This window comes from Klebsiella sp. PK01, assembly GCF_057624675.1.
In genome coordinates, this window is sequence record NZ_JBYEZM010000004.1 from 369,108 (window position 1) to 393,976 (window position 24,869).

At 55.8% G+C, this 24,869-nt stretch carries 20 protein-coding genes; 7 read left to right on the forward strand and 13 right to left on the reverse strand.

From position 1 onward, the window contains the following. Positions 1-6: 6 nt before the first annotated feature. Both betB and betI read right to left on the reverse strand, forming a co-directional pair. Complete coding sequence (gene betB / locus AC22LX_RS14980) at positions 7-1,479, reverse strand: betaine-aldehyde dehydrogenase (protein WP_042893339.1); 1,473 nt, start codon at positions 1,477-1,479, stop codon at positions 7-9. Positions 1,480-1,490: 11 nt separating this feature from the next. Next, positions 1,491-2,084, reverse strand: coding sequence for a transcriptional regulator BetI (gene betI / locus AC22LX_RS14985; protein ID WP_045392822.1), 594 nt, complete (start codon positions 2,082-2,084; stop codon positions 1,491-1,493). 128 nt (positions 2,085-2,212) lie between these two features. On the opposite strand from betI, the gene betT reads away from it, so the two are divergent. From betT to AC22LX_RS15000, 3 genes are all read left to right on the forward strand, one after another. Next, on the forward strand, positions 2,213-4,246 hold the full coding sequence (gene betT / locus AC22LX_RS14990) for a choline BCCT transporter BetT (RefSeq protein ID WP_015704693.1): 2,034 nt from the start codon (positions 2,213-2,215) through the stop codon (positions 4,244-4,246). Between the two features lie 212 nt (positions 4,247-4,458). After that, positions 4,459-6,750 (forward strand): type VI secretion system Vgr family protein, encoded by a 2,292-nt coding sequence (locus tag AC22LX_RS14995; protein ID WP_487334061.1) that lies wholly within the window; start codon positions 4,459-4,461, stop codon positions 6,748-6,750. An 8-nt stretch (positions 6,751-6,758) separates the two neighbouring features. Beyond that, positions 6,759-7,124, forward strand: coding sequence for a hypothetical protein (locus AC22LX_RS15000; RefSeq protein WP_487334062.1), 366 nt, complete (start codon positions 6,759-6,761; stop codon positions 7,122-7,124). Positions 7,125-7,203: 79 nt separating this feature from the next. On the opposite strand, the gene AC22LX_RS15005 is transcribed toward AC22LX_RS15000, so the two are convergent. The 10 genes from AC22LX_RS15005 to AC22LX_RS15050 all read right to left on the reverse strand — a co-directional run bounded on the left by AC22LX_RS15005 (position 7,204) and on the right by AC22LX_RS15050 (position 18,580). Then, a complete protein-coding gene (locus AC22LX_RS15005; protein WP_487334063.1) occupies positions 7,204-8,235 on the reverse strand; it encodes a methionine synthase in 1,032 nt (343 codons plus the stop codon). Positions 8,236-8,260: 25 nt separating this feature from the next. Continuing rightward, a complete protein-coding gene (locus tag AC22LX_RS15010; protein ID WP_487334064.1) occupies positions 8,261-9,241 on the reverse strand; it encodes a DUF1852 domain-containing protein in 981 nt (326 codons plus the stop codon). A gap of 274 nt (positions 9,242-9,515) precedes the next feature. After that, positions 9,516-10,301 (reverse strand): SDR family oxidoreductase, encoded by a 786-nt coding sequence (locus AC22LX_RS15015; protein WP_045392837.1) that lies wholly within the window; start codon positions 10,299-10,301, stop codon positions 9,516-9,518. A gap of 199 nt (positions 10,302-10,500) precedes the next feature. Continuing rightward, positions 10,501-11,298 (reverse strand): SDR family oxidoreductase, encoded by a 798-nt coding sequence (locus AC22LX_RS15020; RefSeq protein ID WP_020079384.1) that lies wholly within the window; start codon positions 11,296-11,298, stop codon positions 10,501-10,503. 61 nt (positions 11,299-11,359) lie between these two features. Then, positions 11,360-12,427 carry an ABC transporter permease gene (locus tag AC22LX_RS15025; protein ID WP_015367789.1) on the reverse strand — a complete coding sequence of 356 codons (1,068 nt, stop codon included), beginning with the start codon at positions 12,425-12,427 and terminating at the stop codon, positions 11,360-11,362. A gap of 17 nt (positions 12,428-12,444) precedes the next feature. Then, a complete protein-coding gene (locus AC22LX_RS15030) occupies positions 12,445-13,989 on the reverse strand; it encodes a sugar ABC transporter ATP-binding protein (RefSeq protein ID WP_045392839.1) in 1,545 nt (514 codons plus the stop codon). A 1-nt stretch (position 13,990) separates the two neighbouring features. Next, positions 13,991-14,611 carry a DUF2291 family protein gene (locus AC22LX_RS15035; RefSeq protein WP_045392841.1) on the reverse strand — a complete coding sequence of 207 codons (621 nt, stop codon included), beginning with the start codon at positions 14,609-14,611 and terminating at the stop codon, positions 13,991-13,993. A gap of 43 nt (positions 14,612-14,654) precedes the next feature. After that, positions 14,655-15,590, reverse strand: coding sequence for a D-ribose ABC transporter substrate-binding protein (locus tag AC22LX_RS15040; protein WP_015367786.1), 936 nt, complete (start codon positions 15,588-15,590; stop codon positions 14,655-14,657). 169 nt (positions 15,591-15,759) lie between these two features. Next, on the reverse strand, positions 15,760-17,280 hold the full coding sequence (locus tag AC22LX_RS15045; RefSeq protein ID WP_047077909.1) for an FGGY family carbohydrate kinase: 1,521 nt from the start codon (positions 17,278-17,280) through the stop codon (positions 15,760-15,762). A gap of 349 nt (positions 17,281-17,629) precedes the next feature. After that, positions 17,630-18,580: a sugar-binding transcriptional regulator gene (locus AC22LX_RS15050; protein WP_015367784.1), complete on the reverse strand. Its 951-nt coding sequence runs from the start codon at positions 18,578-18,580 to the stop codon at positions 17,630-17,632. A gap of 372 nt (positions 18,581-18,952) precedes the next feature. Between AC22LX_RS15050 and AC22LX_RS15055 the strand changes: the two genes are divergently transcribed. Both AC22LX_RS15055 and AC22LX_RS15060 read left to right on the forward strand, forming a co-directional pair. Further along, positions 18,953-19,783 carry a transketolase gene (locus AC22LX_RS15055; RefSeq protein ID WP_487334065.1) on the forward strand — a complete coding sequence of 277 codons (831 nt, stop codon included), beginning with the start codon at positions 18,953-18,955 and terminating at the stop codon, positions 19,781-19,783. Then, a complete protein-coding gene (locus tag AC22LX_RS15060; RefSeq protein WP_063447442.1) occupies positions 19,776-20,717 on the forward strand; it encodes a transketolase family protein in 942 nt (313 codons plus the stop codon). Before AC22LX_RS15055 ends, AC22LX_RS15060 begins: the two co-directional genes overlap by 8 nt. Positions 20,718-20,920: 203 nt before the next feature. On the opposite strand, the gene fepA is transcribed toward AC22LX_RS15060, so the two are convergent. After that, the gene (gene fepA, locus AC22LX_RS15065; RefSeq protein WP_487334066.1) at positions 20,921-23,149 is read right to left on the reverse strand and encodes a siderophore enterobactin receptor FepA; all 2,229 of its coding nucleotides are present in this window, start codon (positions 23,147-23,149) and stop codon (positions 20,921-20,923) included. A 236-nt stretch (positions 23,150-23,385) separates the two neighbouring features. Here fepA and fes point away from each other — a divergent pair, with 236 nt between their 5' ends. Together fes and AC22LX_RS15075 are read left to right on the forward strand one after the other, a co-directional pair. Continuing rightward, positions 23,386-24,654, forward strand: a complete 1,269-nt coding sequence (fes, locus tag AC22LX_RS15070) for an enterochelin esterase (RefSeq protein WP_487334097.1) — start codon at positions 23,386-23,388, stop codon at positions 24,652-24,654. Positions 24,655-24,657: 3 nt separating this feature from the next. After that, positions 24,658-24,861, forward strand: a complete 204-nt coding sequence (locus tag AC22LX_RS15075; protein ID WP_045392859.1) for an MbtH family protein — start codon at positions 24,658-24,660, stop codon at positions 24,859-24,861. Positions 24,862-24,869: the final 8 nt, after the last annotated feature.

The following is a 24,869-nucleotide window of genomic DNA, read 5'->3' on the forward strand; positions in this document are numbered from 1 at the left end:
TCCTGGTTAAAATATGGATTGAAACTGACCCATCTCAACCTGGATGGATTTCACTTGGGTATAGCTCTGTAGCGTCATCACGCCATTTTCTCGGCCAATGCCGGAGTGCTTATAGCCGCCGACCGGCATTTCCGCCGGCGATTCGCCCCAGCTGTTGATCCAGCAAATGCCTGCTTCCAGCTGGTGGATGATGCGGTGAGCGCGGTTCAGATCCGGCGTGACGACGCCAGCGGCAAGGCCGTACTCGGTGGCGTTGGCGCGGCGAATCACTTCCGCTTCGTCGTCATAGCTGAGAATCGACATCACCGGTCCGAAGATCTCTTCGCGCACGATAGTCATGTCGTCGGTGCAGTCGGTGAAGACCGTCGGAGCGACCCATGCGCCATTATCGAAGCCTTCGCCTTTGAGCACATCGCCGCCGCACAGCAGGCGAGCGCCTTCGCTTTTGCCGCTCTCGATATAGCGCAGGACATTCTGGCGATGCGGGAAGCTGACCAGCGGGCCGAAGTTGGTATCGTCGGCAAACAGGTCTCCGGCGCGGATACGGCCTACGCGCTCCAGGATCTTGTGCTCAAATTCGGCTTTAAATTTCGCGGGCACAAATACGCGGGTGCCGTTGGTGCAGACCTGACCGGAGCTGTAGAAATTGGCCATCATGGCGATATCGGCGGCGAGGTCGAGGTTGGCATCTTCCGCGATAATCAGCGGTGATTTACCGCCCAGCTCCATGGTCACCTCTTTTAAAGAAGAGGCGGCGGAGTTGGCCATGACTTTTTTGCCGCTGGCGACACCGCCGGTGAAGGAGATTTTGGCGATGTCCGGATGCTCGGTCAGGTACTGGCCGGTTTCGGCGCCGATCCCCGGCAGGACGTTGAAGACCCCATCCGGCAGACCCGCTTCGCGGTAGATTTCCGCCAGCTTCAGCGCGGTGAGCGGAGTGACTTCGCTTGGTTTAAAGATCATCGCGTTACCGGCGGCCAGCGCCGGGGCCGATTTCCACAGCGCTATCTGGATCGGGTAGTTCCAGGCGCCGATACCGGCGACCACGCCAAGCGGTTCACGGCGGGTGTAGACAAAAGAACTGTCGCGCAGCGGGATCTGGCTGCCTTCCAGCGCCGGGATCAATCCGGCGTAGTACTCCAGTACATCGGCGCCGGTCACGATATCGACGGCGGCGGTTTCGCTCAGCGGTTTGCCGGTATCAAGCGTCTCCAGACGCGCCAGCTCATCGTTACGTTCGCGCAGAATATCAACCGCTTTACGCAGGATCCGCGAGCGCGCCATCGCGCTCATCGCCGCCCAGACTTTCTGCCCCTGTTGGGCGCTTTTTACCGCACGGTCGACGTCTTCACGCCCGGCGGCCTGGACGGTTGCCAGCACTTCCCCAGTGGCAGGGTTGATGGTCTCGAAAGTTTTACCGCTGGTGGCGGCGACAAACTTGCCGTGAATATAAAGCTGCTGTTCGGCCATTCGGGACATGGTTTCCTCCATTATTGCGAAGTCGGTGGCAGATACTGCCTGATGAAATGGTCCGCGAGCGCCTCAGCGCGGGCTTTGTCGAGCGGTTTACCGCTTAACGCCGCACGCAGCCACAGGCCATCGATCAGCGCCGCCAGGCCATAGCCCGCTTCCTGCGCCTGCTCGCGCGGCAGCTGGCGCTGAAACTCATAGACGATATTCGATAACAAACGCTTACTGCTGACCTGCTGCAGGCGGTAGAGCATCGGCTGGTGCATACTGCTGGCCCAGAAGGCAAGCCAGGCCTTCATCGCCGCGCCGCTTATCTGGCTGTCGTCGAAATTGCCGGCGACGATGGCCCGCAGACGCCGTTCAGCGCTGGCGCCGGGTAGCGCCCGCAGCCGCTGTAACACCGCATGACGTAGCTGGCCGGTGATGTCGCGCATCGTCGCCTCCAGCAGGCCGTTTTTGTCCTTGAAATAGTGGCTGATGATGCCCGTCGATACGCCCGCCCGGCGGGCGATCTGCGCGATGGTGGCGTCATGCATGCCGACCTCATTAATCGCCGCCAGCGTAGCGTCAATCAGCTGTCGCTGACGTATCGATTGCATCCCCAGTTTTGGCATTTCCCGGACTCCATTCATCAGATTTGTTTATCTATTAAAGCGGTTTTTGATTGGACGTTCAATATAAAATGTGTCTTAATTGTTACCGATTTGCTTTTTAATAGTTGCAATAAATGTAAGGAGAATGGATGACAGACCTTTCGCCGAGCAGAGAAAAGGACAAAATCAATCCGGTGGTTTTTTACACTTCCGCAGGACTGATTTTGTTGTTTTCCCTGATGACTATCTTCTTCAGCGATTTTTCCGCGGCCTGGATTGGCCGTACCCTGAACTGGGTTTCTAAAACCTTCGGCTGGTATTATTTACTCGCCGCCACGCTGTATATCGTGTTCGTCGTCTGTATTGCCTGTTCCCGCTTTGGCTCGGTGAAACTGGGGCCGGAGCACTCGAAGCCGGAGTTTAGCGTGCTGAGCTGGGCGGCGATGCTGTTTGCCGCCGGGATCGGCATCGACCTGATGTTCTTCTCGGTCGCCGAACCGGTCACGCAGTATATGCAGCCGCCGGAAGGGGCGGGGCAGACCATGGAAGCCGCCCGCCAGGCGATGGTGTGGACGCTATTCCACTACGGGCTCACCGGCTGGTCGATGTACGCCCTGATGGGAATGGCGCTGGGATACTTTAGCTATCGTTATAATTTGCCGCTTACCATCCGCTCCGCGCTCTATCCTATCTTCGGGAAAAAGATTAATGGCCCCATCGGCCACAGCGTCGATATCGCCGCGGTGATCGGTACGATTTTCGGTATCGCCACCACCCTCGGTATCGGCGTGGTGCAGCTCAATTATGGCCTGAGCGTGCTGTTCCATATTCCTGATTCATTGGGGGCAAAGGCGGCGCTGATTGTATTGTCGGTGATTATCGCCACCATTTCGGTGACCTCCGGCGTGGATAAGGGCATTCGTATCCTTTCCGAACTCAACGTGGTACTGGCGCTGGGGCTGATCTTATTCATTCTGTTTATGGGCGATACCGAGTTCCTGCTCAATGCGCTGGTGTTGAACGTCGGGGATTACGTCAATCGCTTTATGGGAATGACGCTGAACAGCTTCGCCTTCGACCGTCCGGTGGAATGGATGAATAACTGGACGTTATTCTTCTGGGCCTGGTGGGTGGCGTGGTCGCCGTTTGTCGGCCTGTTCCTGGCGCGTATTTCGCGCGGGCGCACCATTCGTCAGTTTGTGGTGGGTACGCTGATTATTCCGTTTACTTTCACCCTGCTGTGGCTGTCGGTATTCGGCAATAGCGCGCTGTATGAAATTATTCACGGCAATGCGGATTTTGCCGCCGAAGCCATCGCTCACCCGGAGCGCGGTTTCTATAACCTGCTGGCGCAGTATCCGGCGTTTACCTTTAGCGCCTCGGTCGCCACCATTACCGGCCTGCTGTTTTATGTCACCTCAGCGGACTCCGGCGCGCTGGTGCTCGGCAACTTCACTTCGAAGCTGAAGGATATTAATAGCGATGCACCGAACTGGCTGCGCATCTTCTGGTCGGTGGTGATTGGCCTGTTGACCCTCGGTATGCTGATGACTAACGGCATCTCCGCCCTACAGAACGCGACGGTGATCATGGGGCTACCGTTCAGCTTTGTGATTTTCTTCGTGATGGCGGGGTTATATAAGTCATTGAAGGTGGAGGATTATCGCCGTGAAAGCGCTAACCGTGATACCGCGCCGCGTCCGCTTGGCGTGCAGGATCGTCTGAGCTGGAAAAAGCGCCTGTCACGCCTGATGAACTATCCCGGCACGCGCTATACCCGCCAGATGATGGAGACGGTATGCTTCCCGGCGATGGAAGAGGTGGCGCAGGAGCTGAAGCTGCGCGGCGCTTACGTTGAGCTGAAAAGCCTGCCGCCGGAAGAGGGTGATAACCTTGGTCACCTCGATCTGCTGGTGCATATGGGCGACGAACAGAACTTCGTCTACCAGATTTGGCCGCAGCAGTACTCGATTCCCGGTTTTACCTACCGGGCGCGCAGCGGCAAATCGACCTACTACCGTCTTGAGACTTTCCTGCTGGAAGGAAGCCAGGGTAACGACCTGATGGATTACAGCAAAGAGCAGGTGATCACCGATATTCTCGACCAGTACGAGCGGCACCTGAACTTTATTCATCTACACAGGGAAGCGCCGGGGAATAGCGTCACCTTCCCTGGAATGTAAACCCGCTTTTACCAGGGCGTCATGTAATAAATGACGCCCTTTTCTTGCAATCTAATACATTGTCAATTTACAGCTTTAATTATTAAATAGCCATTTAATGTACTATTTGTGCTTAATTAAAATGTTTTATTTGTGTTATTACTGGTTGTCATATAGTCATGGGGGGATATCTACGCTTAAATATCATTATTTGCAAATAATGGAATGAAATAATGAGTCCTCCAGGATTGCTTCCAGGAGCGACAACGATATTTAACCGTATATCTGTTGAGCTTCCGATTGACGGACTTTCTTTCTGGAAATTGTCTGGAGATGCAGCAATTTCAACGCCATTTTCTTTTGAAGCCGTGTTGCTGGCGACGGATGCGCGTATCGATCGTAGCACCTTGCTGGGAGAGTCGGTTACGGTTGCTGTTCCTGTAAAAAACGCGTTAGAACCGCGATATTTTAATGGCAAAGTCACCGGGATTGGCGTGGGGGCGATAGAGCTGTCAGGGAACCGATATGCGGCTTATTCGCTGACGCTTGAATCAGATTTATGGCCGATGCAGCGCGATCGTAATTCGCGCATCTTTCAGGAAAAAACAGTTCCGCAGATTGTGGTCATGCTATTGGCTGAACACCAGGTAAATGTTGAAGATGCGCTGCTGGAACAATATCGTGTCTGGGATTACTGTGTTCAATATCAGGAAAGTAGTTTTGATTTTATCAGCCGCTTAATGGAGCACGAAGGTATTGCTTATTATTTTCGCCACGATCGTGATAAGCATACGCTGGTTCTGGTTGATGCCGCTGAAAGTTATCATTCGATTACTGGTTATGAAGACATTCCCTACCAGTACACATCATTGCGTGGAAGTACGCCGGCCGAGGGCATCTCACGCTGGGCGATGCAGGATAACGTCACTCCGGGGCTATATAGCCTTGATGATTATGATTTTCGTAAACCGAATGCCTGGTTGCTGCAGGCGCGACAAAATCCGCTCTCCCCACGGCCGGGAAAAATTGATGTTTATGACTGGCCTGGTCGCTTTGTGGAGCATGAACAGGGGGCAAACTACGCCCGTCTTCGTCAACAGCGCTGGCAGGTGGAACAGCATAAAATTAACGCTACCTCGACGGCGCCGGGCATTGTGCCTGGCGCGCGATTTCAATTAAGCAACGCGCCGTTCTTTGGCGACAATGGCGAATATCTTACCATCCAGGCGCATTATGAATTCGAGGAAAACCGTTACGCCAGTGGTGCTGATAATCAGGCCATTCAGCGCATTGATTTTGTCGTGATCCCGTCGTCTACCGTCTTCCGTCCGCCACTGGCGACACCCTGGCCGCGCACCTATGGTCCGCAGACAGCAAGAGTGGTGGGCCCTCGGGCTGAGAGTATCTGGACCGATAAATATGGGCGCGTCAAAGTGAAATTCCACTGGGATCGAGAAGGAAATAACGACGATAGCAGTTCCTGTTGGGTACGCGTATCGAGCGTCTGGGCAGGACAGGGGTTTGGCGGGATACAGATCCCGAGGGTCAATGATGAAGTGATCGTTGACTTTATTAACGGCGATCCCGACCGCCCAATAATTATCGGGCGCGTTTATAACGAATCTAGTTTACCGCCGTGGGCGCTACCGAACGAGGCCACGCGGATGGGGTTTATGACCCGTAGCAAAGATGGGCATAAAGATAATGCGAGCTATCTTTTCTTCGAAGATCGGGCGGGCAGCGAATCGGTTGATTTACACGCTGAAAGAGATATGAATATTTCAGTAGAGAACGATAAAACTGCGGCTATTGATGGCCACTATCTCACAAAAATAGGCAAAACGCAGACCCATGAAGTGATGGATGACGCCGTTTTTACTTATCTGTCCAGGCGTACCACCAGGGTTGAAAAAGCAGAAGAATCCATTTTTAACCAGGGTGAAACCAAGACAATCGCGAAGGGGAGAAAACTGGCCATCACCGACGGTGGCGATTTTTCACAGATTAACGGTGATGTGACGACCACCATTAATGGTACTGCCTGCACGACAATAAACATCGGCGATCGGTACCTGACCCTGGAAGATGGCAGCATGTGGCTGAAGGTTTCCGCGGGAGGACGGCACGTTGAAATCCACGACGGCGATGAATTAATAGTCCGTAGCGGCGGGCGTAAAAATACCATCATCGGCGGATTAACAACAACCGTAGCTGGAGGTTGGGCCCAAAAAGTGACTACCGGTGATATCGAGATATCGACCCCTGATACCATGATATTGCGAGGAGAAAAGAAAATTGACCTCCAGTGCCCGGATTATTTTGAATATAAAGCGGCGGCGATGTCGGTCAAACTTAATGATACCGCGCTGGCCCTAACAGAAATTAGCGTCAAAGGATTAAAATACGAAACTAATCCCGTGGTGTTTAAGTTTCGCGGCGGCGGGGCGCATTTTGAGATCAATGGTAATAGGCTGGAGTATAATTTATTGTCTTTGCAGACCGCACTATTAACAATCATTACATGAGAAATATAATGGAAAAATATTCAGGGCTCATCATTCGTGGGCCCTTCTATGCCTTGATGGCTGCGGTTGTCTTCTGCTTTGCCCGAGGTTTTTTCTTCTACTGGCTGATTAAAAGGGATCCCGTAGCGACTCGCGCTAGTATCGTCTCTTATTATCCTAAAACACCGAACGATCGTGGCGAGGTGAGTATTGTATTAACGTACAGCTTTAGTGCCGGAGGTAAAATTTATAGCAAGGCCAATCAGTTTATGACTATTAATATGGTGGATCTCGATAAGGTTTATGTGGGAAAAGAGGTGCCCGTGATCTACTATCGGGCTAATCCGAAGTACAGTAAGTTAGATTATTATCATCAGGAGTTAAGACAGAGATGATAACCTTGTGGGGATAAATAACAGCAACCGGGTAGACCCGGCTACTATTTTAGTATCAGAGAGTAGAAATCGGTGAATACTATTTCGCCGCCAGCTCCCGGCGAATGATTTCCGCCCCGGCGCTTAGCGCATGCAGCTTACCGCTGGCGACCTGACGCGATAACGGCGCCATGCCGCAGTTGGTTGATGGATAGAGCTTGTCGGCGTCGATGAACTGCAGGGCTTTACGCAGCGTGCTGGCCACCTCTTCTGGCGTCTCAATGGCGTTGGTCGCCACATCGATTGCTCCGACCATCACTTTCTTACCGCGGATGAGCTCCAGCAGGTCCATCGGTACGCGCGAGTTGTGGCACTCCAGCGAAATAATATCGATAGAAGAGGTCTGCAGTTTCGGGAACGCCTCTTCATACTGGCGCCATTCGGAGCCGAGCGTTTTTTTCCAGTCGGTATTGGCCTTAATGCCGTAGCCATAGCAGATATGTACGGCGGTTTCGCATTTCAGCCCTTCAACGGCTTTTTCCAGCGCGGCGATCCCCCATTCATTGACTTCATCAAAGAAGACGTTAAAGGCGGGTTCATCAAACTGAATAATATCTACCCCGGCGGCTTCTAATTCCCGGGCTTCCTGGTTGAGAATTTTGGCAAATTCCCATGCCAGCTTTTCACGGCTTTTATAGTGATCGTCATACAGCGTATCGATCATGGTCATTGGCCCCGGCAGGGCCCATTTAATCGGTTTGTTGGTGAGTTGACGCAGATATTTCGCATCTTCGACAAACACCGGCTGCTGGCGCTCGACGGCGCTGACGACGGTCGGCACGCTGGCGTCATAGCGGTTGCGAATTCTCACCGTTTGCCGTTTCTCAAAATCGACGCCGCTGAGATGTTCAATAAAGGTGGTGACAAAGTGCTGACGCGTCTGCTCGCCATCGCTGACGATATCAATGCCTGCGCGCAGCTGATCGTCGAGCGATAAACGCAGCGCATCGCGTTTGCCCAATACTAACTCTTCATTCTGTAATTTCCACGGCGACCACAGCGTTTCGGGCTGCGCCAGCCAGGTCGGTTTCGGTAAACTGCCTGCGGTGGATGTCGGGAGCAATGTTTTCATACAGGTGACCTTTATTTTTTATGATTTAGAGAGCGTAATGAGCTGACCATTGCTCAAGAATATGCTGGTACGGCTTAATAAACTGTTGTTCGGTAAATTTGCCCTGTTCAATCGCCAGGCGGCTGCGCTCTTCGCGGTCATAGACAATCCGGGTAAACGAATGATCCTGATTATTCAGGTTCGGCTGATAGCACTGCCCGGCCGCGGAGTTAGCGTTGTAAATTTCCGGGCGATAAATCTTCTGGAAGGTCTCCATGGTGCTAATGGTACTAGCAAGCTCAAGGTTGCTGTAATCGCTAAGCAGATCCCCCGCGCAGAAGAAGGCCAGCGGCGCTAGGCTATTGGCCGGCATAAAGTAACGCACCTGCAGGCCCATCTTATTGAAATAGGCTTCGGTGAGGGCCACGCCATCCTGCTGGTATTCGACGCCGAGAATAGGGTGCTGATTACCGGTCCGGCGGTAAGTATGCTTATTGGATACGCTCAGGCAGATGACCGGCGATTTTTTAAAACATTCATGGTATTCGGCAGAGTGCGTGAAGTGCTTGAAGATATTGCCATGCAGAACGCCATAATCTTCCGGCACGCTGAAGGTTGCCTTGTCTTTATTATATTCCGGCAGTAATACGCTAAAATCATAATCGCGCACATAAGAGGAAAAGTTATTTCCTACAATGCCTTCGCTACGCGTATTGGTGGCTTTATCTATAATATTGGTTTGCAGAATCTCAATCACCGGGAATGCCGCATTCTGGCCGTTAGCGGTAATATTCATCTCGACTGAGATAATATCGAGTTCGACGGAATAACGGTCGCCGTGCGGATTATCCCACTGCACCAGGTTATTAAAGCGATTATCAATCATCGTCAGCGTATTGCGCAGATTCTGCTGACGGTTTTCGCCCCGCGCCAGGTTGGCAAAATTGGTGGTAATACGCGTATTTTTCGCCGGGTTATAGTGTTCATCAAAACGACTGCGTTTAATCGTAAAGGTAAAGTCTGTCATCGTCTCTTTCCACCCTGGGTTCTGATATAAAAATGCAGGTATTTCACATTCCCAGAATGACCTTGCGATTTATCTGGATTTATTATTCAGTAGCATTCATATTGTCTGCAGTTGCTGAAGACTATTTTTGCCAGAGTCATTGAGTGAGTGAAAGAGAGTTAATTTCAATACGGCATGAGCCATCTTCATGATCCGTCATGCGCTCTGCGTAGACGTGCAAGAGTGGAATGAAATAGCCCCGGCTTAGGCATCGTTAGCCGGGGCAAGACCGGTTTTACCAGCAGATAAACCCGCCATCGACCACCAGATCCACGCCGGTGCAGAATGAGGCGGCGTCGCTGGCGAGGAATAGCGCCGGGCCGGCCATCTCTTCAACCTTCGCCATGCGCTGCATCGGGGTCTGGCTTTCAAACTCGCGGGTCTGATGCACCATCTCCGGGCGGGTATTCATCGGCGTGGCGGTATAGCCGGGGCTGATGGCGTTGACGCGGATCCCTTTATCAACCCACTCCATGGCCAGGCTTTTCGACAGGTGGATAACGCCGGCTTTCGAACAGTTGTAATGCGCCTGATCGAGGCCGCGGTTAACGATAATCCCCGACATCGAGGCGATATTAATAATCGACCCGCCGCCAGACTCCTGCATTAATTCCGCTTCTGCTTTGCAGGAGTTCCAAACGCCGGTGAGGTTGATGTCGATAACCCGCTGCCACTGCTCGCTTTCCATCTCCAGGGCCGGATTGGCGTTGGCGATACCGGCGGCGTTAACGGCGATATCGAGGCGGCCAAAGCGGCTTTTGGCCAGCGCAACGGCGGCGCGCAGGTCGGCAAGCTGGCGGACATCGCCAGTGTAAGAACAGGCCTGGCCGCCGATGGATTCAATATGGCCGACCGTTTCCGCCAGGCCGCCGTCGTCGCGAAGATCAAAACAGACTACCCGCGCGCCGGCGCTGGCGAGCGCGCAGGCGATGGTTTGGCCGATGCCGCTGCCGGCGCCGGTCACGAAAGCGACGCGCTCCTGCAGGTTAAACAGCTGCTGTGCAAAGTCTTTGCCGATCATAGTGATTACTCTCTTCAGTATAGTGTCGAACGTCGGGGTCCCGGTTTCCCGGATGGCGGCGCGTAGCGCCTTATCCGGGCTACCCTTCGGCGGTATTACGTAGCCCCGGTAAGCAAAGCGCCACCGGGGGCCGTCCCGGAGTGGTGGCGCCAATGCGGGATGCCTTATTCGGGCGATAGGGCCCGCTAACCTCGGGGGATTACGACATAATCAAACCGCCATCGATATTGATGGTCTGCCCGGTGAGGTAGCGTGCGTCGTCGGAGGCGAGGAAGGCCACCAGCCCGGCCACGTCTTCCGGCTTACCGGCACGCTTCATCGGGATCCCTTCGACCCATTCCGCCATCAGTTCGCCCTTGCCGTAGCGCTTCTGCTCGGTGCTGAGAATTTCTCCCCACACGCGATCGTTGTAATCCCACATTTCACTCTCAATGATGCCGGGGCAGAAGGCGTTGACGGTGATGTTCCACGGCGCCAGTTCGTGCGCCAGGCTTTGGGTAATACCGATCACGCCCATTTTGCTGGCGGCGTAGTGCGGCGTGTAGATAAAGCCCTGACGCCCCTGGCCGGAAGAGGTATTAATCAGGCTGCCGTGGTTCTGTTTCACCATATATTTAGCGGCCTCGCGGCAGCACAGCCACACGCCGGTGGTGTTAACCGCGAGCACTTTTTCAAAATCGGCCTTTGGCATCCGATCGTAGTAATCGATGGTGATCACCCCGGCGTTCTGAATGGAGACGTCAATGGCGCCGAAGCGCGCGGCGGCCTGCTCATACAGCGACTGTACCTGCGCTTCGTCGGTCACATCGACCTGCAGCGATAAAATATCCGCCTGATAGCGCTGACGCAGAGTTTCGGCGGTCTCGTGAACGCGCTCGGCGTTGGAGACCATCACCAGATTAGCGCCGTCGCGGGCAAAGCGCTCCGCAATACCTGCGCCGATGCCGCGGCAAGCGCCGGTGATAACTACCGTTTTATTATGGAAATCTCGTTGCATATTTTTTCCCTTTCGATAAGCCGGGCGCCGGGCCCGGCGGAATACGTGAATACGGTTGCGATTAGCTGGAGGTGGCGCCGTTCGGCGGGATCGCGGCCAGCTTCTCTTCGTGGCGGCGCATCAGAATGACTTTGTTCTGCAGCTTCTGCTGGAACTGGTCGACGACAACGGCGGTGACGATCACCAAGCCCTTAATGACCATCTGCCAGAAGTCGCTAACTCCCATCATCACCATGCCGTCGGCGAGGAAGACGATCACGAAGGCGCCGATAATCGAGCCGGTCACCCGACCGCGGCCTCCTGCCAGCGCGGTTCCGCCGAGCACGGTGGCGCCGATGGCGTCCATCTCAAACATGTTGCCGGTCATCGGGTGGGCGGTTTGTAGCTGAGAGGCGACGATCAAGCCGACGAAGGCGGCGCACAGGCCGGAGAAGGCGTAGACGAAAATTTTGGCTTTGACGATCGGTACGCCCGCGAGGCGAGCGGCGGATTCGTTGCCGCCGATAGCGTAGATGTAGCGACCAAGCGGCGTTTTGGTCGTCAGCCAGTAGCCCAGTACCAGGAAGCCGATCATCAACCAGATCGGCAGATAAACGCCAAGCAGCGTACCGGAGCCCAGCGTGGCGAAACCGGTATTGCCCAGCGCTTCCATGCCGTTGAGGTTCGGGTAGGTGCTGCCGTTGTTAAACAGCAGGGCCGAGCCGCGGGCGACGTACATCATCCCTAAGGTGCAGATAAACGGCGCGACGCCGAAGCGGGTAATCACCGCGCCGTTAACCAGCCCTACCAGCACGCCGAAGACCGCGACGCAAAGGATGACCTCCGGGACGTTAAAGAAGATGATATCGCCGTTCCATAGCGGTAGCCCGTTGGTCAGCAGCGCGCCCGCGACCATCCCGCAGATACCTGCCACCGCGCCGACGGACAGGTCAATGCCGCCGGTGAGGATCACCAGCGTCATACCGATGGCCAACAGGCCGGTAATCGCCACGTGCTGGGTCATGATCAGCAGGTTAGAGGCGGTCAGGAAGTTCGGTACCATCACGCTGAAGAATGCGATCACCAGCAGCAGGGCGATGAAGGTTCTGGCCTTCAGCAGGTACATATAAATCATATATTTCTGGTTCATGATGGATTCCAGCCTGATTAATCTTGAGGTGTTGAAGCCGCGATTAACTTTTCGCGGGTCACCGCATGGCGCGGTAAATCGGCGGTAATGCGGCCATCGGCCATCACCAGGATGCGGTCAGCCAGCGCCATCACTTCATCCAGCTCCGAAGAGGAGAACATGACCGCCAGCCCCTGCTGGGCCATTTTGCCGATCAGGTGATAGACGTCGGTTTTCGCGCCGACGTCGATGCCGCGCGTCGGTTCATCAAGGAACACCACCTGCGGCTGGGTCATCAGCGCCTTACCCAGCACCACTTTTTGTTGGTTGCCGCCGCTCAGCGAGGTGATGGGCAAATTGGCGTCGCTTACTTTGATCGCCAGTTGCTGAATCATCTCTTTTACGCAGAACTCTTCTTTCTGCGGATTCAGCCACCTCCAGGCGCGGCGGAAACCCTGCAGGCTAAAATCAGAGAGCGTCATGTTGGATTGAATCGACATCATCTGCACCACGCCTTCGCCCTGGCGGTCTTCCGGCACCAGCGCCAGCCCCTTTTTCAGGCGATGTTGAAAGCGAGATTTACCGATGCTTTCGCCGTTAAGATGTACCTCGCCGCTCTGGCAGGGCATCAGGCCGACCAGCCCTTTAAACAGCTCGGTGCGCCCGGCGCCCAGCAGGCCGTAAATACCGATCACTTCGCCCTTGCTGAGGGTGAAGGTGACATCATTGAGTTTGTAGCCGCCGCTCGGATGCAGCGCGGTCAGCCCCTTGACCTCAAGCACCGCGTTGCCTTTTGGCGCGGGCTGATAATCAAAGTGCTTTTTCTTGTCTCCGACCATCTGCTCGATGATCCACGGCACGCTGGCGTCGCTGACGTTACGCTCGCTGATAAAGCGGCCGTCGCGGAAAATGGTGATGTTGTCGCCAATCTCCATCAGCTCTTCGAGGCGATGCGAAATGTAGATAATGGTGACGCCGCGGCGCTTAAGTTGCTCGATAACCTTAAACAGCACTTTGACTTCTGACTGGCTCAGCGCCGAGGTGGGTTCATCCATAATCAGCACGCGGGTGTCTTTCGATAGCGCGCGGGCGATTTCAACCAGCTGTTGATGGCCAATCCCCAGTTCGCCCAGCTGCGTGTAGGGATCGACGTCGAGCTCCAGCCGCTCCAGTAGCGATTTGGCTAACGCATATTGATATTTTTCGTTGATGCGTCCTTTCTGAAAGAATTCATTAGCCATGAATATGTTGTCCATCACATTCATATTGGGGAATAAATTCAGTTCCTGAAAAATAATACTGATGCCTAATTTCTCTGCCTGGTGGGTAGAGTTTAAAGTCACCGCTTCGCCATCGAGAATAATTTGACCGGAGGAGGGCGTTTCAACGCCGGCAAGCATTTTCATCATGGTGGATTTACCCGCACCATTTTCTCCGATCAGAACGTTAACCTTATTTCGATAGACCCGGTAATTCACGTTATCCAGCGCGGTCACGCCGGGATAAATGCGCGAAAGGCCGCGGGTTTCGATAATCACTTCAGATTCGACTGGTTGGGGAGCGACGATATCTTGCGGCGTCATATTATTGTCCCCCCGGATGAACGATTTTCGCCGGGGTGATTTCCGGAATAGTTTGTGGAATATCCCAGGCCGAGAAGACGCCATACACTTCTACGTTGTCGCCGGTTTTCAGGTTGGCCGCCTGAATCATTTTGACCGCCTGACTATTAATATTTTTGCTGTATTCGCCAAACAGCACCTGGTCGTTAAAGTCCTGGTAGCTGGCGCCGCGGTAACCGTCGCGCAGCAGGGTGCCGCGCAGAGTAGGGCCAATCTGCACCACTACATTACCGATGCTGCCATCGGCAAGGGTCATCTTGCCGCTGCGCGAGGCGCTATCCAGCTTGCTGACGGCGCCCGCCACCTTGACGTAAAAGATGCACGGGTTTTCGTCCTGGGCGCGGTAGCCCAGCGCTTTGCAGGCACTATCGATATCTTTTTGCGCCTTCAGCGCGCTCATCAATTCCGCCACTGGGCGGGCGTTGGCGACCACCTGCGGCACGATGCTCTGCTGCCAGGTTTTATCGATGTTCGCCATATGCGGATTGGGCGGGGATTTCAGGTCTGCCAGCTCCTGCTGCGAGACGATGCGGCAGCCGCCAAGCGCCAGAACGGCCAGCGCCAGACAGGTTTTCTTATACATAATGCTCTCCTCTGCGCCCCCGCAGGGGCGCAACCACCCGAACTCAGGACTTGATATTGAAGTCCTGAACTTTATCTGCGTTATCCTGGGTAATCAGAATGCCGCGGAACATCACGCGCTGCTTCGCCGGCTTTTCGCCTTTTTGCAGGTAGTTATCGAGATCGGTAACGCCCTGGGCGGCGATGGCCTGCGCCTGGAGCATCACGGTCGCCTGTAGCGTGCCTGCCTTCACCGCATCGCGTTCGTCGTTGCTACCGTCGATGCCGACGACAATCACATCGTTACGATTGGCCGCTTTCAGCGCCGCGATGGCGCCAAGAGCCACCGGGCCGTTACCGCAGATCACCCCTTTGACATCCGGGTGAGCCTGCAGAATGCTATCCATAATGCGTTTGCCGTCGATCAGGGTGCCTTTGGCATCCTGTTTTGCCACGCTGACCATATCCGGGTACTGGTCAATCACCTGGTGGAAGGATTTAGAACGGGTGACGCAGTTATTATCGGCGAGGTTGCAGGTCAGTTCGGCGTATTTGCCTTTTTCCGCCATTTTCTCAACAAATACGTTGGCGACTTCTGAACCGGCCTGGAAGTTATTGTGGGTAATTTGTTCCAGCGCGACATCATCAACCGGAATTTCACGGTTAATTAAGACCACCGGAATACCCGCTTTTTTGGCTTTTTCAATGGCGGCGACGCTGGCGGTGGAGTCGGCATTATCGAGAATAATTCCCTGTACCTTTTTACCAATGGCGGTATCAATCAGCTCATTTTGCTTTTTGACATCTTCGCCATGCGAAAGCACGGTCGTTTTATAGCCGAGGGCTTGCGCTTTTTCGCTGGCGCCTTTGGCTTCCGAGGCGTAATAAGGGTTATCCAGCGAGTTAACCATTATCATAATGGTGCCTTTTTCGGCGCTATGCGCGGCAAAGGAAAAGGCGGTCAGGGTCGCAGCGGTTAAAAGAGTTAAACGTAATTTCATGACTCTGTTCCTGTATTTTTATATTCGAACAAATGATCCCTGAGCGGGCAGGGTTTACGGTCTGAAATTTCCCCAGAATAAATTCGGGGGTTGCGATACATCGGTATGGGCCGGGGTTCTCCTGTAGTGGGTTAATAAGGTTCGTCGCCCAATCTGACGCCGATGGGCATCAGGCCGGCGAATCCGGTTTCCATAATGTTCTGTTTACCGCATGGCGCCACTCCTGCCAGCGCTGCTGTAGGCGCTGGTGGCGGGCCATGTCGGGTTGAAAAGCGCTGTGTTCGGTTAAGAAGGCTTGCAGGTCGGCGGTTTCACCGGGAGTGAGGGCTTTTCGCGCCAGCAGCGCCGCGCCGATGGCGGACAGTTCCGGGATATCGCTGCGCATCACCGGGCAGCCGAGCAGGTCGGCCTGGTATTGCATCAGCCAGTCGTTGTTGGTTGGACCGCCGTCGACCATTAATGCCGTCAGGGTGAATTCAGCGTGCTGGCGCATCGCCGCCACCACGTCGGCGATTTGATAGGTAATGGATTCCAGCGCCGCGCGGATCAGGTGCGCGCGCTTGACCCCGCGGCTAAGGCCGCAGATTACCCCGCGGGCGCTGTCGTCCCACCAGGGCGCGCCGAGCCCGGTTAGCGCCGGTACGAAGTAGACCCCTAAAGTCGAATCGACGGAGGCGGGCAGGGTATTCAGCTCATGGGCCAGGTCGGCTGCGGAGAGTTCGCTCAGCCCGGTGCTGTCAGCCATCCATGCTACCGCATCGCCGGTATGGGGGATGTTGCCTTCCAGTCCCCACACCAGCTGGTCGCCATCGTGCCAGGCGACGGTGGTCGCCAGGGCGGCAATATCGCACTGGGCCGATTGGACCGGCGCCATCACCGAGGAGCCGGTACCGTAGGTGGCTTTCACACAGCCAGCTTCGCCAAGGGCGTGGCCGAATAGCGCGGCGTGGGAGTCGCCAATCATCGCCATCACCGGGATACCGTCGGGGATCGCCGCCAGCCCTTTGGTGTAGCCGAACAGCCCGCTCGACGGTTTAATCTCCGGCAGCGCCGCGCGCGGAATACCAAACAGCGTCAGCATCTCCTCATCCCACTCGCCGCGGTGCAGATTCAGCAATTGGGTGCGGGCAGCGTTGGAGTAATCGCAGAAGAAAGATTGTCCGCCGGTTAAATTCCACAGCAGCCAGCTGTCGATAGTGCCGAGGCAAATCTCGCCGCGCGCGGCAAGCTGATAACCATCGGGAGTGGCATCCAGCAGCCAGCGCATTTTGGAGGCGGAAAACAGCGGCGCAATCGGCAGGCCGGTGGCGTGCTTAATGCGCTGCTCCTGACGATCGCGACGCAGCGTGTCGCAGAAAGCGGCGCTGCGGGTACATTGCCATGTGATGGCGGCGTTAATCGGTTCGCCGCTAGCGCGATACCAGCCGATGGCAGTTTCGCGTTGATTACTGATAGCCAGCGCCGCGACGTTTTCCGCACCGACGTGCGCCACCGCTTTGGCGATCACTGCCAGCGAGGCCGCCATCAGCGCCTCGCCGGATTGTTCCACCCAACCTTCGCGCGGGGTTTGGATCGCCAGCGGCTGCGAGAACTTGACGCTGACCTTGCCTTTGCCGTCCAGCACCACGGCTTTCGCGTTGGTGGTGCCTTCATCCAGCGCAATGATGAACTCTTTGGCTGTCGCCTGCATATGATGCTCTCCTCGGTCACACATTGTCCTGGAACGGCGGAAACAGAGATGGTCTCCGGCCATTGCATGCGTCTATGCAGGCCATGATGTGACATATCGTTATCGCTTTTTAATCACTGAATATATATTCGATAGTGATTATTTATTTGATACCTTAAGCCACAAACCCGGTGATGGGCTACCTGAAAAATCATCAATTGTGCTGGCAATCACATTTCACAGATTGGGAATATGACACGAAGGCGGGGAGGGTGGTTGTTTAATGTGTTGAATTAAAATGAGTTATTTTGCAATCCCTGTTGCTGAAAAAACAGCCTCAGGGATTGACGAGGCATAAAACTGCAGAGGATTAGTCGCTAACCAGTAGTCTGGCGGTGGGGTAATCGGTGATTAAAACATCGATATAGCCTCCGGTAAGCGCGCCTTTAATTGCCGCGACTTTGTCGGTGCCGCCGGCCAGCGCGACCACGTTCGGACATTTTTTGACTTTCTCCAGCGCCATGCCGATCACCGGATCTTCATCTTCGCGTAACACCGGCTGGCCGTATTTGTCGTAGTAGTGCAGGCAGATATCGCCAACCGCGCCGCGCGCCGCCAGCACCTGCAGCATATCTTCGTGATAATAGTTACCCGACGTTTTCAGCAACTGGGAAGGTTCGAGAATGCCAATGCCGACAATGGCGATATCGACCTCGTCAAAGCGTGAAACCACGTCGGCGACATCTTTGCTGGCCAGCAGGCGGTTGCGCTCTTCCATGGAACCTTCGATGCTCTGCGACGGCAGCAGCCAGGCATCGCAGTTAAGACGCTGGGCCAGCGTCTGGGTGAGGATCGTCGCCTGCACGTTGCCGTTGGGCCCGACGCCGCCAAGCAGTTGGATGACGCCGCTGGCCTTCAGGTTTTGCGCGTGAACCTCATCAACCATCGCGCGGATGGTTGAGCTCCATGAAGAGACGCCAATCAGATCTTTTGGCCGCAGGCGGGTTTCCAGGTAGTGCGCGGCGGCTGAGCCAATCGCCCGCTTGATGGTATGGTCGCTGGCCTCTTCTTCGGTATCGACCACCACCGCCTGTTTAAGCCCGTAGCGATCCTCAAGCCCCTTTTCGAGATTGAGGAAGATATTTGATGGCTGTACGACGCTGATTTTGACAACGCCCTCTTTTTGGCAGCGGGTAATCGCGCGAGAGACAAATGACTGAGACAGCGAGAGAAGTTGGGCGATATCAGACTGCTTTCGTCCTTCCAGATAGTAAAGCGTGGCAATCTTCACCAATAGCCGTTGTTCATCCTGCTTAGCCATATTTATCCTCGTAAATCATTTATCGCCTTTCTTCAGGCGTTTAGCTGCAGCCATTATCGTAGTGACTTCTATCATACGCGAAAAAAAATCACACTTAAGTGTGATGGTGGTCAAATTTTTACCACTCATCAAAATCGACTATGGACAAAAACAAAACAGCCAGGTCATAATCGAATAAAGAATCATCATTGAATATATATTCAAGGTGGCTTTGAGTCAACGAGTTTATCCGGGCTTGCCTGGAGCGGGAGGCAGAATGTTCCTGAGTACGGCGCTGTGGTGTAAGGCTAACCACCGACATGGGGATATCTGGTTTTTTTAGTTCCTGTTGGAATAAATATTCCATATTGAAAATAAATTCAGAGGTATTAAATGAATCCCTACAGATTTGATATCCAGACGCTTGAGCGCAAAGCGCGCGCCGTGCGCCGCCACATTGTCCGCTTAAACGCCAATAGTCCGGCTGGCGGTCACACTGGGGCTGACCTGTCGCAGGTCGAATTGTTAACCGCGCTCTATTTCCGCGTACTCAATGCGGCGCCCGAGCGTCTTGACGACCCGCAGCGCGATATCTATATCCAGTCGAAAGGCCATGCGGTGGGCTGCTACTACTGCGTACTGGCGGAAGCCGGTTTCTTCCCGATCGAATGGCTGGAGACCTACCAGCACGCGAACTCGCACCTTCCCGGACATCCGGTGCGGCAGAAAACGCCGGGCATTGAGCTTAACACCGGAGCGCTGGGACACGGTTTGCCTGTAGCGGTGGGGCTGGCGCTGGCCGCAAAGAAAAGCAACAGCCCCCGCCGCATCTTTTTAATCACCGGCGACGGCGAACTGGCGGAAGGCAGTAACTGGGAGGCGGCGCTGGCGGCGGCCCATTATGGCCTCGATAACCTGGTCATTATTAATGATAAGAACAATCTTCAGCTGGCCGGGCCAACCCGTGAAATTATGAATACCGATCCGCTGGCCGATAAATGGCGCGCCTTCGGCATGGAGGTCAGCGAATGCGACGGCAACGATATGGCCTCGGTGGTCGCGGCTATCGAAGGGCTGCAGCAGAACGGTAAACCTAACGTCATTATTGCCAACACCACGAAGGGCGCGGGCATCTCCTTTATCCAGGGGCGCCCGGAGTGGCACCACCGGGTGCCGAAAGGCGAGGAAATCGCACTGGCGCTGGAGGAACTGAAAGATGAGTAATGCAGAACACCTGGCGAATGTGATGGTCGAGGCGTTTATCGCCGCGGTGGAAAAGGGCGTCGATCTGGTGCCGGTGGTCGCGGACTCCACCTCAACGGCCAAGATCGCTCCCTTTATTAAGCAGTTCCCCGGACGGCTGGTTAACGTCGGTATCGCCGAGCAGAGCATGGTCGGCACCGCCGCTGGGCTGGCGCTCGGCGGTAAAGTGGCGGTGACCTGTAACGCCGCGCCGTTCCTTGTCTCCCGCGCTAACGAGCAGATTAAAGTTGATGTCTGCTACAACAACACCAACGTCAAGCTCTTTGGCCTTAACGCCGGCGCCAGCTATGGCCCATTGGCCAGTACCCACCATGCTATTGACGACCTGGCGGTAATGCGCGGTTTCGGCAATATCCAGATTTTCGCCCCCTCCACGCCGCGCGAATGTCGGCAGATTATCGACTACGCCCTGGCGTATCAGGGGCCGGTTTATATCCGCCTTGACGGCAAGGCGCTGCCGGAGTTGCATGACGAAGCGTACCGTTTTGTGCCCGGCGCGGTACTGACCCTGCGCGAAGGCGAAGCGGTGGCGCTGGTAGCGACCGGTTCGACGGTGCACGAGGCGGTGGAGGCGGCGCAGCAGCTTGCCGACCTCGGCATTGAGGCGAAAGTGGTCAGCGTGCCGTCGATTCGTCCCTGCGATACCGCGGCGCTGCTGGCGGCGCTGCAGTCATGCCGTTCAGTTATTACCGTCGAAGAACATAACGTCAACGGCGGGCTGGGGAGCCTGGTCGCCGAAGTGCTGGCGGAAGCGGGCGCGGGGATTGCCTTGCAGCGTCTGGGGATCCCGGATGGCGAGTATGCGGCGGCCGCCGATCGCGGATGGCTGCGTCAACATCACGGTTTTGACGCGGCGTCGATTGTCGCGCGAGTACAGAAGTCAGTACGGGGTTGAAGCACAACGCCCTCCATGGGGAGGGCGTCAGACTGCTGATAAACGTGCTTAAAAGTGAATGAGGGTTCTTTTTCTCCCTCTCCCTCCCAGGGAGAGGGCCGGGGTGAGGGGGATAGCGAGCTGACTAATCTGCAGATTTCCCCCTCTTCCTAACCCTCACCCAAAGGGGCGAGGGGAGCGTCCGTGCTCTTTGAGGGTTGTCATCAGAAGTGGGTGTTGACGCTCATATACCAGGTACGGCCGGATTCGTTATAGGTCTCCGCGCCAGCGCCGTACATACTCCCTTTGTCGCCGCCGGTGGTCTGGGCGTTACCCGCGCGCCAGTGGCGCTTGTCGAAGACGTTATCCACGCCGCCGGTCAGGCTGACGTTTTTGGTCACGTCCCAGGTCGCGCTCAGGCCGAGAATGCTATACGGGCTGACCTCGTTCTTCTCGCTGCCGGTAACCGGCTGGCCTTTGTAGTTGTACTTCTTCGGTTCCTGCTTGCCGTACCAGGTGAAGGTCGATTGCACGGAAACGTCCTGATAAACCTGCCAGCTCAGCGTCGAGTTGAGCGTGTATTCCGGAATAATCGACAGGCGATCGCCGGTCTCTTTGTTCTTACTCTGCAGCATGTAGGTGATGTTGTTGGTCCAGTTCACCGTCTCGCTGACCGGCACGTTCAACGTGCCTTCCAGCCCTTCAACAACCGCTTTCGGCACGTTTTCCCATTGGTACAGGTCGGTCCCTTTAGTATTGCGATAAACTGGGGCATATCCCGCTTCAATCTTGTTGCGGTAGTCGTTACGGAACCAGGTGACGCCCGCCAGCCAGCCGTCGCGTTTGAACTCGAGGCCAATCTCTTTGTTGATGCTGGTCTCGGCTTTTAAGTCGTCATTCCCTTGCAGATAGCAGCCTTCTTTACTGGCGTAGCAGCCCTGACCTTTACTGTAGAGAATATAGTTGGGGTTGGTCTGATACAGGCTCGGCGCTTTATAGGCGCGGGCGATACCCATTTTCAGGGTAAAGTCGTCGCCCAGACCCTGCGACAGGTTCAACGACGGGCTCCAGTTATTACCGACAATACTGTGGTGATCGAAACGCAGCGCCGGCGTCAGCATGGTGGTATCGGTCACTTCCATGTTGTTCTCGGCGAACAGGGAGAAGATTTCCGCTTTCGAATACGGGCTGCGGCCGGTGCTGTCGTAGCCCGGAATTTCGCCGCCAGACAGAGCCTGAGTATTGGAGGCGTTGTCCTTCATGCGCTGCTGGTTCCATTCGGTACCCAGCGTCAGGTTCTGGTTAACCCACAGGTCGAACGGAATATTGACTTCGCTGTGCAGCATCACGTCCGACAGGTCGATATCGGTAAACTGGTTGCTGCTGAAGATCCCCTCGGTGCCGCCCGCCAGACCTTCGCCTTTACGCGAGTTGCGGGTGTGTTCGTACTGCGCCCAGTTGCTGGTGGTCACGCCGTTATCCCAGCCGCCGTTCCAGGTCACGGAGTAAGTATTGCGATAGAGACGGTTGGTCTCTTTACCGTAGTTCTCTTTCACCAGATCGTTGCTGTTGGTGTTTTGCGTATCACCGGCGTAGAGGTTGCCCTGGCGGCTATAGCCGGCTTCAAACTCCAGCGACTGCATCGGCGCGAAATCCCAGCGCACCACGCCGTTGATGTTTTTGTTTTCTACCCCTTCACGCCCGGCGGGTAGGGTATCGGCGTAAATGCCGGTGCGTTCAGACTGGTGGCCCTGGTTGATATCCCAGGCGTCAGCCTGGGTTTTATCGAGGTTGCCGTACATGCGGAAGCTGAAATCGCCGCCCAGCGGGCCGCTGAGGCTAAAGTCGGTACGCTTGGTCGCGCCTTCGTCTTTATGCTCCGGCATGTTCATGTAGGCGTTCCACGAACCATGCCACTGGTTGTCGAATTTTTTAGTAATGATATTGACCACGCCGCCTGCCGCGCCGTTGCCGTAGCGCGCCGCCGCCGGGCCGCGGATAACGTCAATACGTTCGATCATTTCCGGCGGTACCCAGCTGGTATCGCCGCGGGTGTCGCGCTCGCCGCGCCAGCCGAGACGAATGGAGTTACGGCTGGTCACGGGCTTACCGTCAATCAGGATTAAGGTGTTTTCCGGGCCCATACCGCGAATATCAATCTGGCGATTGTTGCCGCGCTGGCCGCTGGTGGAGTTGCCGGTCAGGTTGACGCCCGGCATGGTACGGATGATTTCAGAAACGTCGCGCGCCGGCGGACGTTTGCGAATTTCATCGGCGGTAATGGTCGAAACGCCCGGCGCCTGCAGGTTTTGCACCTCGGCGGTCACGACCATCGTTTCTTCACCGGCGGCTTGTTTACTGTCGGTGGTTTCTTCTGCCGCGCACAGCGGGAATGCCACCCCGTAGATACCCAGATTGACCATTAAGGCCAGGGACTTAATCCTGTTATTCATTGTAAGTCAGTTCCGCTTTTCTTTGCCGCTTTCCCCAGAAGCCCCTTCCCACCGGGAGGGGAGACGGCATAAATGTAGCCAGTAGAAGGTGAACGCTTTCCGTAGCCGACCGAGCCAAACGCTCAGAAAAGACCCTCTCTGACCTTGATTTAATGTAATGAGAAGACGCGCTACCCATAGGCGCGTTAATACGCTATTGCAAATGCAAATAGTTATCAATAATATTATCAATAAATATTACCTTTGTTGATAAAAATCACGGTAAACATAGGGTTACTGACGGAATGCAAATAACGGGAAGTGACGACTGGTGGCGGGGGATCGCCGGCCCGCAGACTGAGGCGCTGGGCGACGCATATCGGGTGACCTTCTGGTGGCGCGATCCGGCCGGCAGCGAAACCACGTCGCCGATTCGGCGGGTGTGGATTTACATTACCGGCGTCACCGATCATCACCACAACGCGGCGCCGCAAACCCTGCAGCGCATCCCCGGTACCGATGCCTGGCGCTGGCAAACCACGCTCCCCGCCAGCTGGCGCGGCAGCTACTGTTTTATTCCCTCCGAACGCGACGACGATTTTTCCCCGCAGCTTTTTAACGGTGAAGCGCCGGACCGCGCGCTGCTGCGCGAAGGCTGGCGCAAACTGCTGCCACGGGCGATTGCCGATCCCCGCAATCCGCAAAGCTGGAAGGGGGGACGCGGCCACGCGGTCTCGGCGCTGGAACTGCCGCAGGCGCCGGAACAGCCGGGTTGGCATTATCGCGAGCCGGTTTCGCCTGCGCCGCGCTGTATTGAATGGCGCAGCCAGCGATTAGGTAACCAGCGACGAGTGTGGATTTACACCACCGGCAGTGGGACGGATCGCCCGCTGGCGGTCCTGCTTGACGGCCAGTTCTGGGCCGAAAGCATGCCGATTTTTGCGCCGTTGGCGGGGCTGACGCGGGAAGGCCGCCTACCGCCGGCGGTCTATGTGCTGATCGACGTTATCGACAATCAACACCGCAGCGTCGAGCTGCCCTGCAACCGTGATTTCTGGCTGGCGGTACAGGAAGAACTGCTGCCGCAGGTGCACGCCGTGGCGCCATTCAGCGATCGCGCCGACCGGACGGTGGTGGCGGGGCAGAGCTTTGGCGGTCTGGCGGCGATGTATGCCGCGCTCCACTGGCCGCAGCGTTTTGGCTGCGTCCTGAGCCAGTCGGGGTCGTACTGGTGGCCGCAGCGCGGCGGTAGCCAGCCGGGGGTGATACTTGAACAACTGCAGCGCGGCGAACTTCGGCCGCAGGGGCTGCGTATCTGGCTGGAAGCCGGCGTGCGCGAACCGATTATTTTTCGCGCCAACCAGGCGCTTTTCGCGCAGCTGCGGCAGACCACGCCGTCCATTTTCTGGCGCCAGGTTGACGGCGGGCATGACGCGCTATGCTGGCGCGGCGGGCTGACGTCCGGGCTTATCCAGCTGTGGCAGTCTTTGCGCCGCGGGCAACAACACGCGCTTAACGAGGAGTGAGAGATGCAATTCAGCAACCCCTTCGATAATCCCCAAGGGCAGTTTTACATTCTGCGCAACGCACAGGGGCAATTTAGCCTGTGGCCGCATCACTGCGCGCTGCCGACAGGCTGGACGGTGGAGTGTCCGCCGCAGTCATTAGAGGCCTGTAACGCCTGGCTTGCCGCCAACTGGTCAACCCTTATTCCAGCGCACTACGCCTCCTGAGGAGCTTT

Bases quoted from the DNA above. Each gene is read 5' to 3' on its own strand.
- AC22LX_RS15020 (WP_020079384.1), bottom strand. From the start codon at position 11,298: ATGCAACGAGATTTCCATAATAAAACGGTAGTTATCACCGGCGCTTGC.
- betT (WP_015704693.1), top strand. From the start codon at position 2,213: ATGACAGACCTTTCGCCGAGCAGAGAAAAGGACAAAATCAATCCGGTG.
- betB (WP_042893339.1), bottom strand. From the start codon at position 1,479: ATGTCCCGAATGGCCGAACAGCAGCTTTATATTCACGGCAAGTTTGTC.
- AC22LX_RS15050 (WP_015367784.1), bottom strand. From the start codon at position 18,580: ATGGCTAAGCAGGATGAACAACGGCTATTGGTGAAGATTGCCACGCTT.
- fepA (WP_487334066.1), bottom strand. From the start codon at position 23,149: ATGAATAACAGGATTAAGTCCCTGGCCTTAATGGTCAATCTGGGTATC.
- AC22LX_RS15030 (WP_045392839.1), bottom strand. From the start codon at position 13,989: ATGACGCCGCAAGATATCGTCGCTCCCCAACCAGTCGAATCTGAAGTG.
- AC22LX_RS15035 (WP_045392841.1), bottom strand. From the start codon at position 14,611: ATGTATAAGAAAACCTGTCTGGCGCTGGCCGTTCTGGCGCTTGGCGGC.
- AC22LX_RS15075 (WP_045392859.1), top strand. From the start codon at position 24,658: ATGCAATTCAGCAACCCCTTCGATAATCCCCAAGGGCAGTTTTACATT.
- betI (WP_045392822.1), bottom strand. From the start codon at position 2,084: ATGCCAAAACTGGGGATGCAATCGATACGTCAGCGACAGCTGATTGAC.
- AC22LX_RS15015 (WP_045392837.1), bottom strand. From the start codon at position 10,301: ATGATCGGCAAAGACTTTGCACAGCAGCTGTTTAACCTGCAGGAGCGC.
- AC22LX_RS15005 (WP_487334063.1), bottom strand. From the start codon at position 8,235: ATGAAAACATTGCTCCCGACATCCACCGCAGGCAGTTTACCGAAACCG.
- AC22LX_RS15025 (WP_015367789.1), bottom strand. From the start codon at position 12,427: ATGAACCAGAAATATATGATTTATATGTACCTGCTGAAGGCCAGAACC.
- AC22LX_RS15000 (WP_487334062.1), top strand. From the start codon at position 6,759: ATGGAAAAATATTCAGGGCTCATCATTCGTGGGCCCTTCTATGCCTTG.
- AC22LX_RS15010 (WP_487334064.1), bottom strand. From the start codon at position 9,241: ATGACAGACTTTACCTTTACGATTAAACGCAGTCGTTTTGATGAACAC.
- AC22LX_RS14995 (WP_487334061.1), top strand. From the start codon at position 4,459: ATGAGTCCTCCAGGATTGCTTCCAGGAGCGACAACGATATTTAACCGT.
- AC22LX_RS15055 (WP_487334065.1), top strand. From the start codon at position 18,953: ATGAATCCCTACAGATTTGATATCCAGACGCTTGAGCGCAAAGCGCGC.
- AC22LX_RS15060 (WP_063447442.1), top strand. From the start codon at position 19,776: ATGAGTAATGCAGAACACCTGGCGAATGTGATGGTCGAGGCGTTTATC.
- AC22LX_RS15045 (WP_047077909.1), bottom strand. From the start codon at position 17,280: ATGCAGGCGACAGCCAAAGAGTTCATCATTGCGCTGGATGAAGGCACC.
- AC22LX_RS15040 (WP_015367786.1), bottom strand. From the start codon at position 15,590: ATGAAATTACGTTTAACTCTTTTAACCGCTGCGACCCTGACCGCCTTT.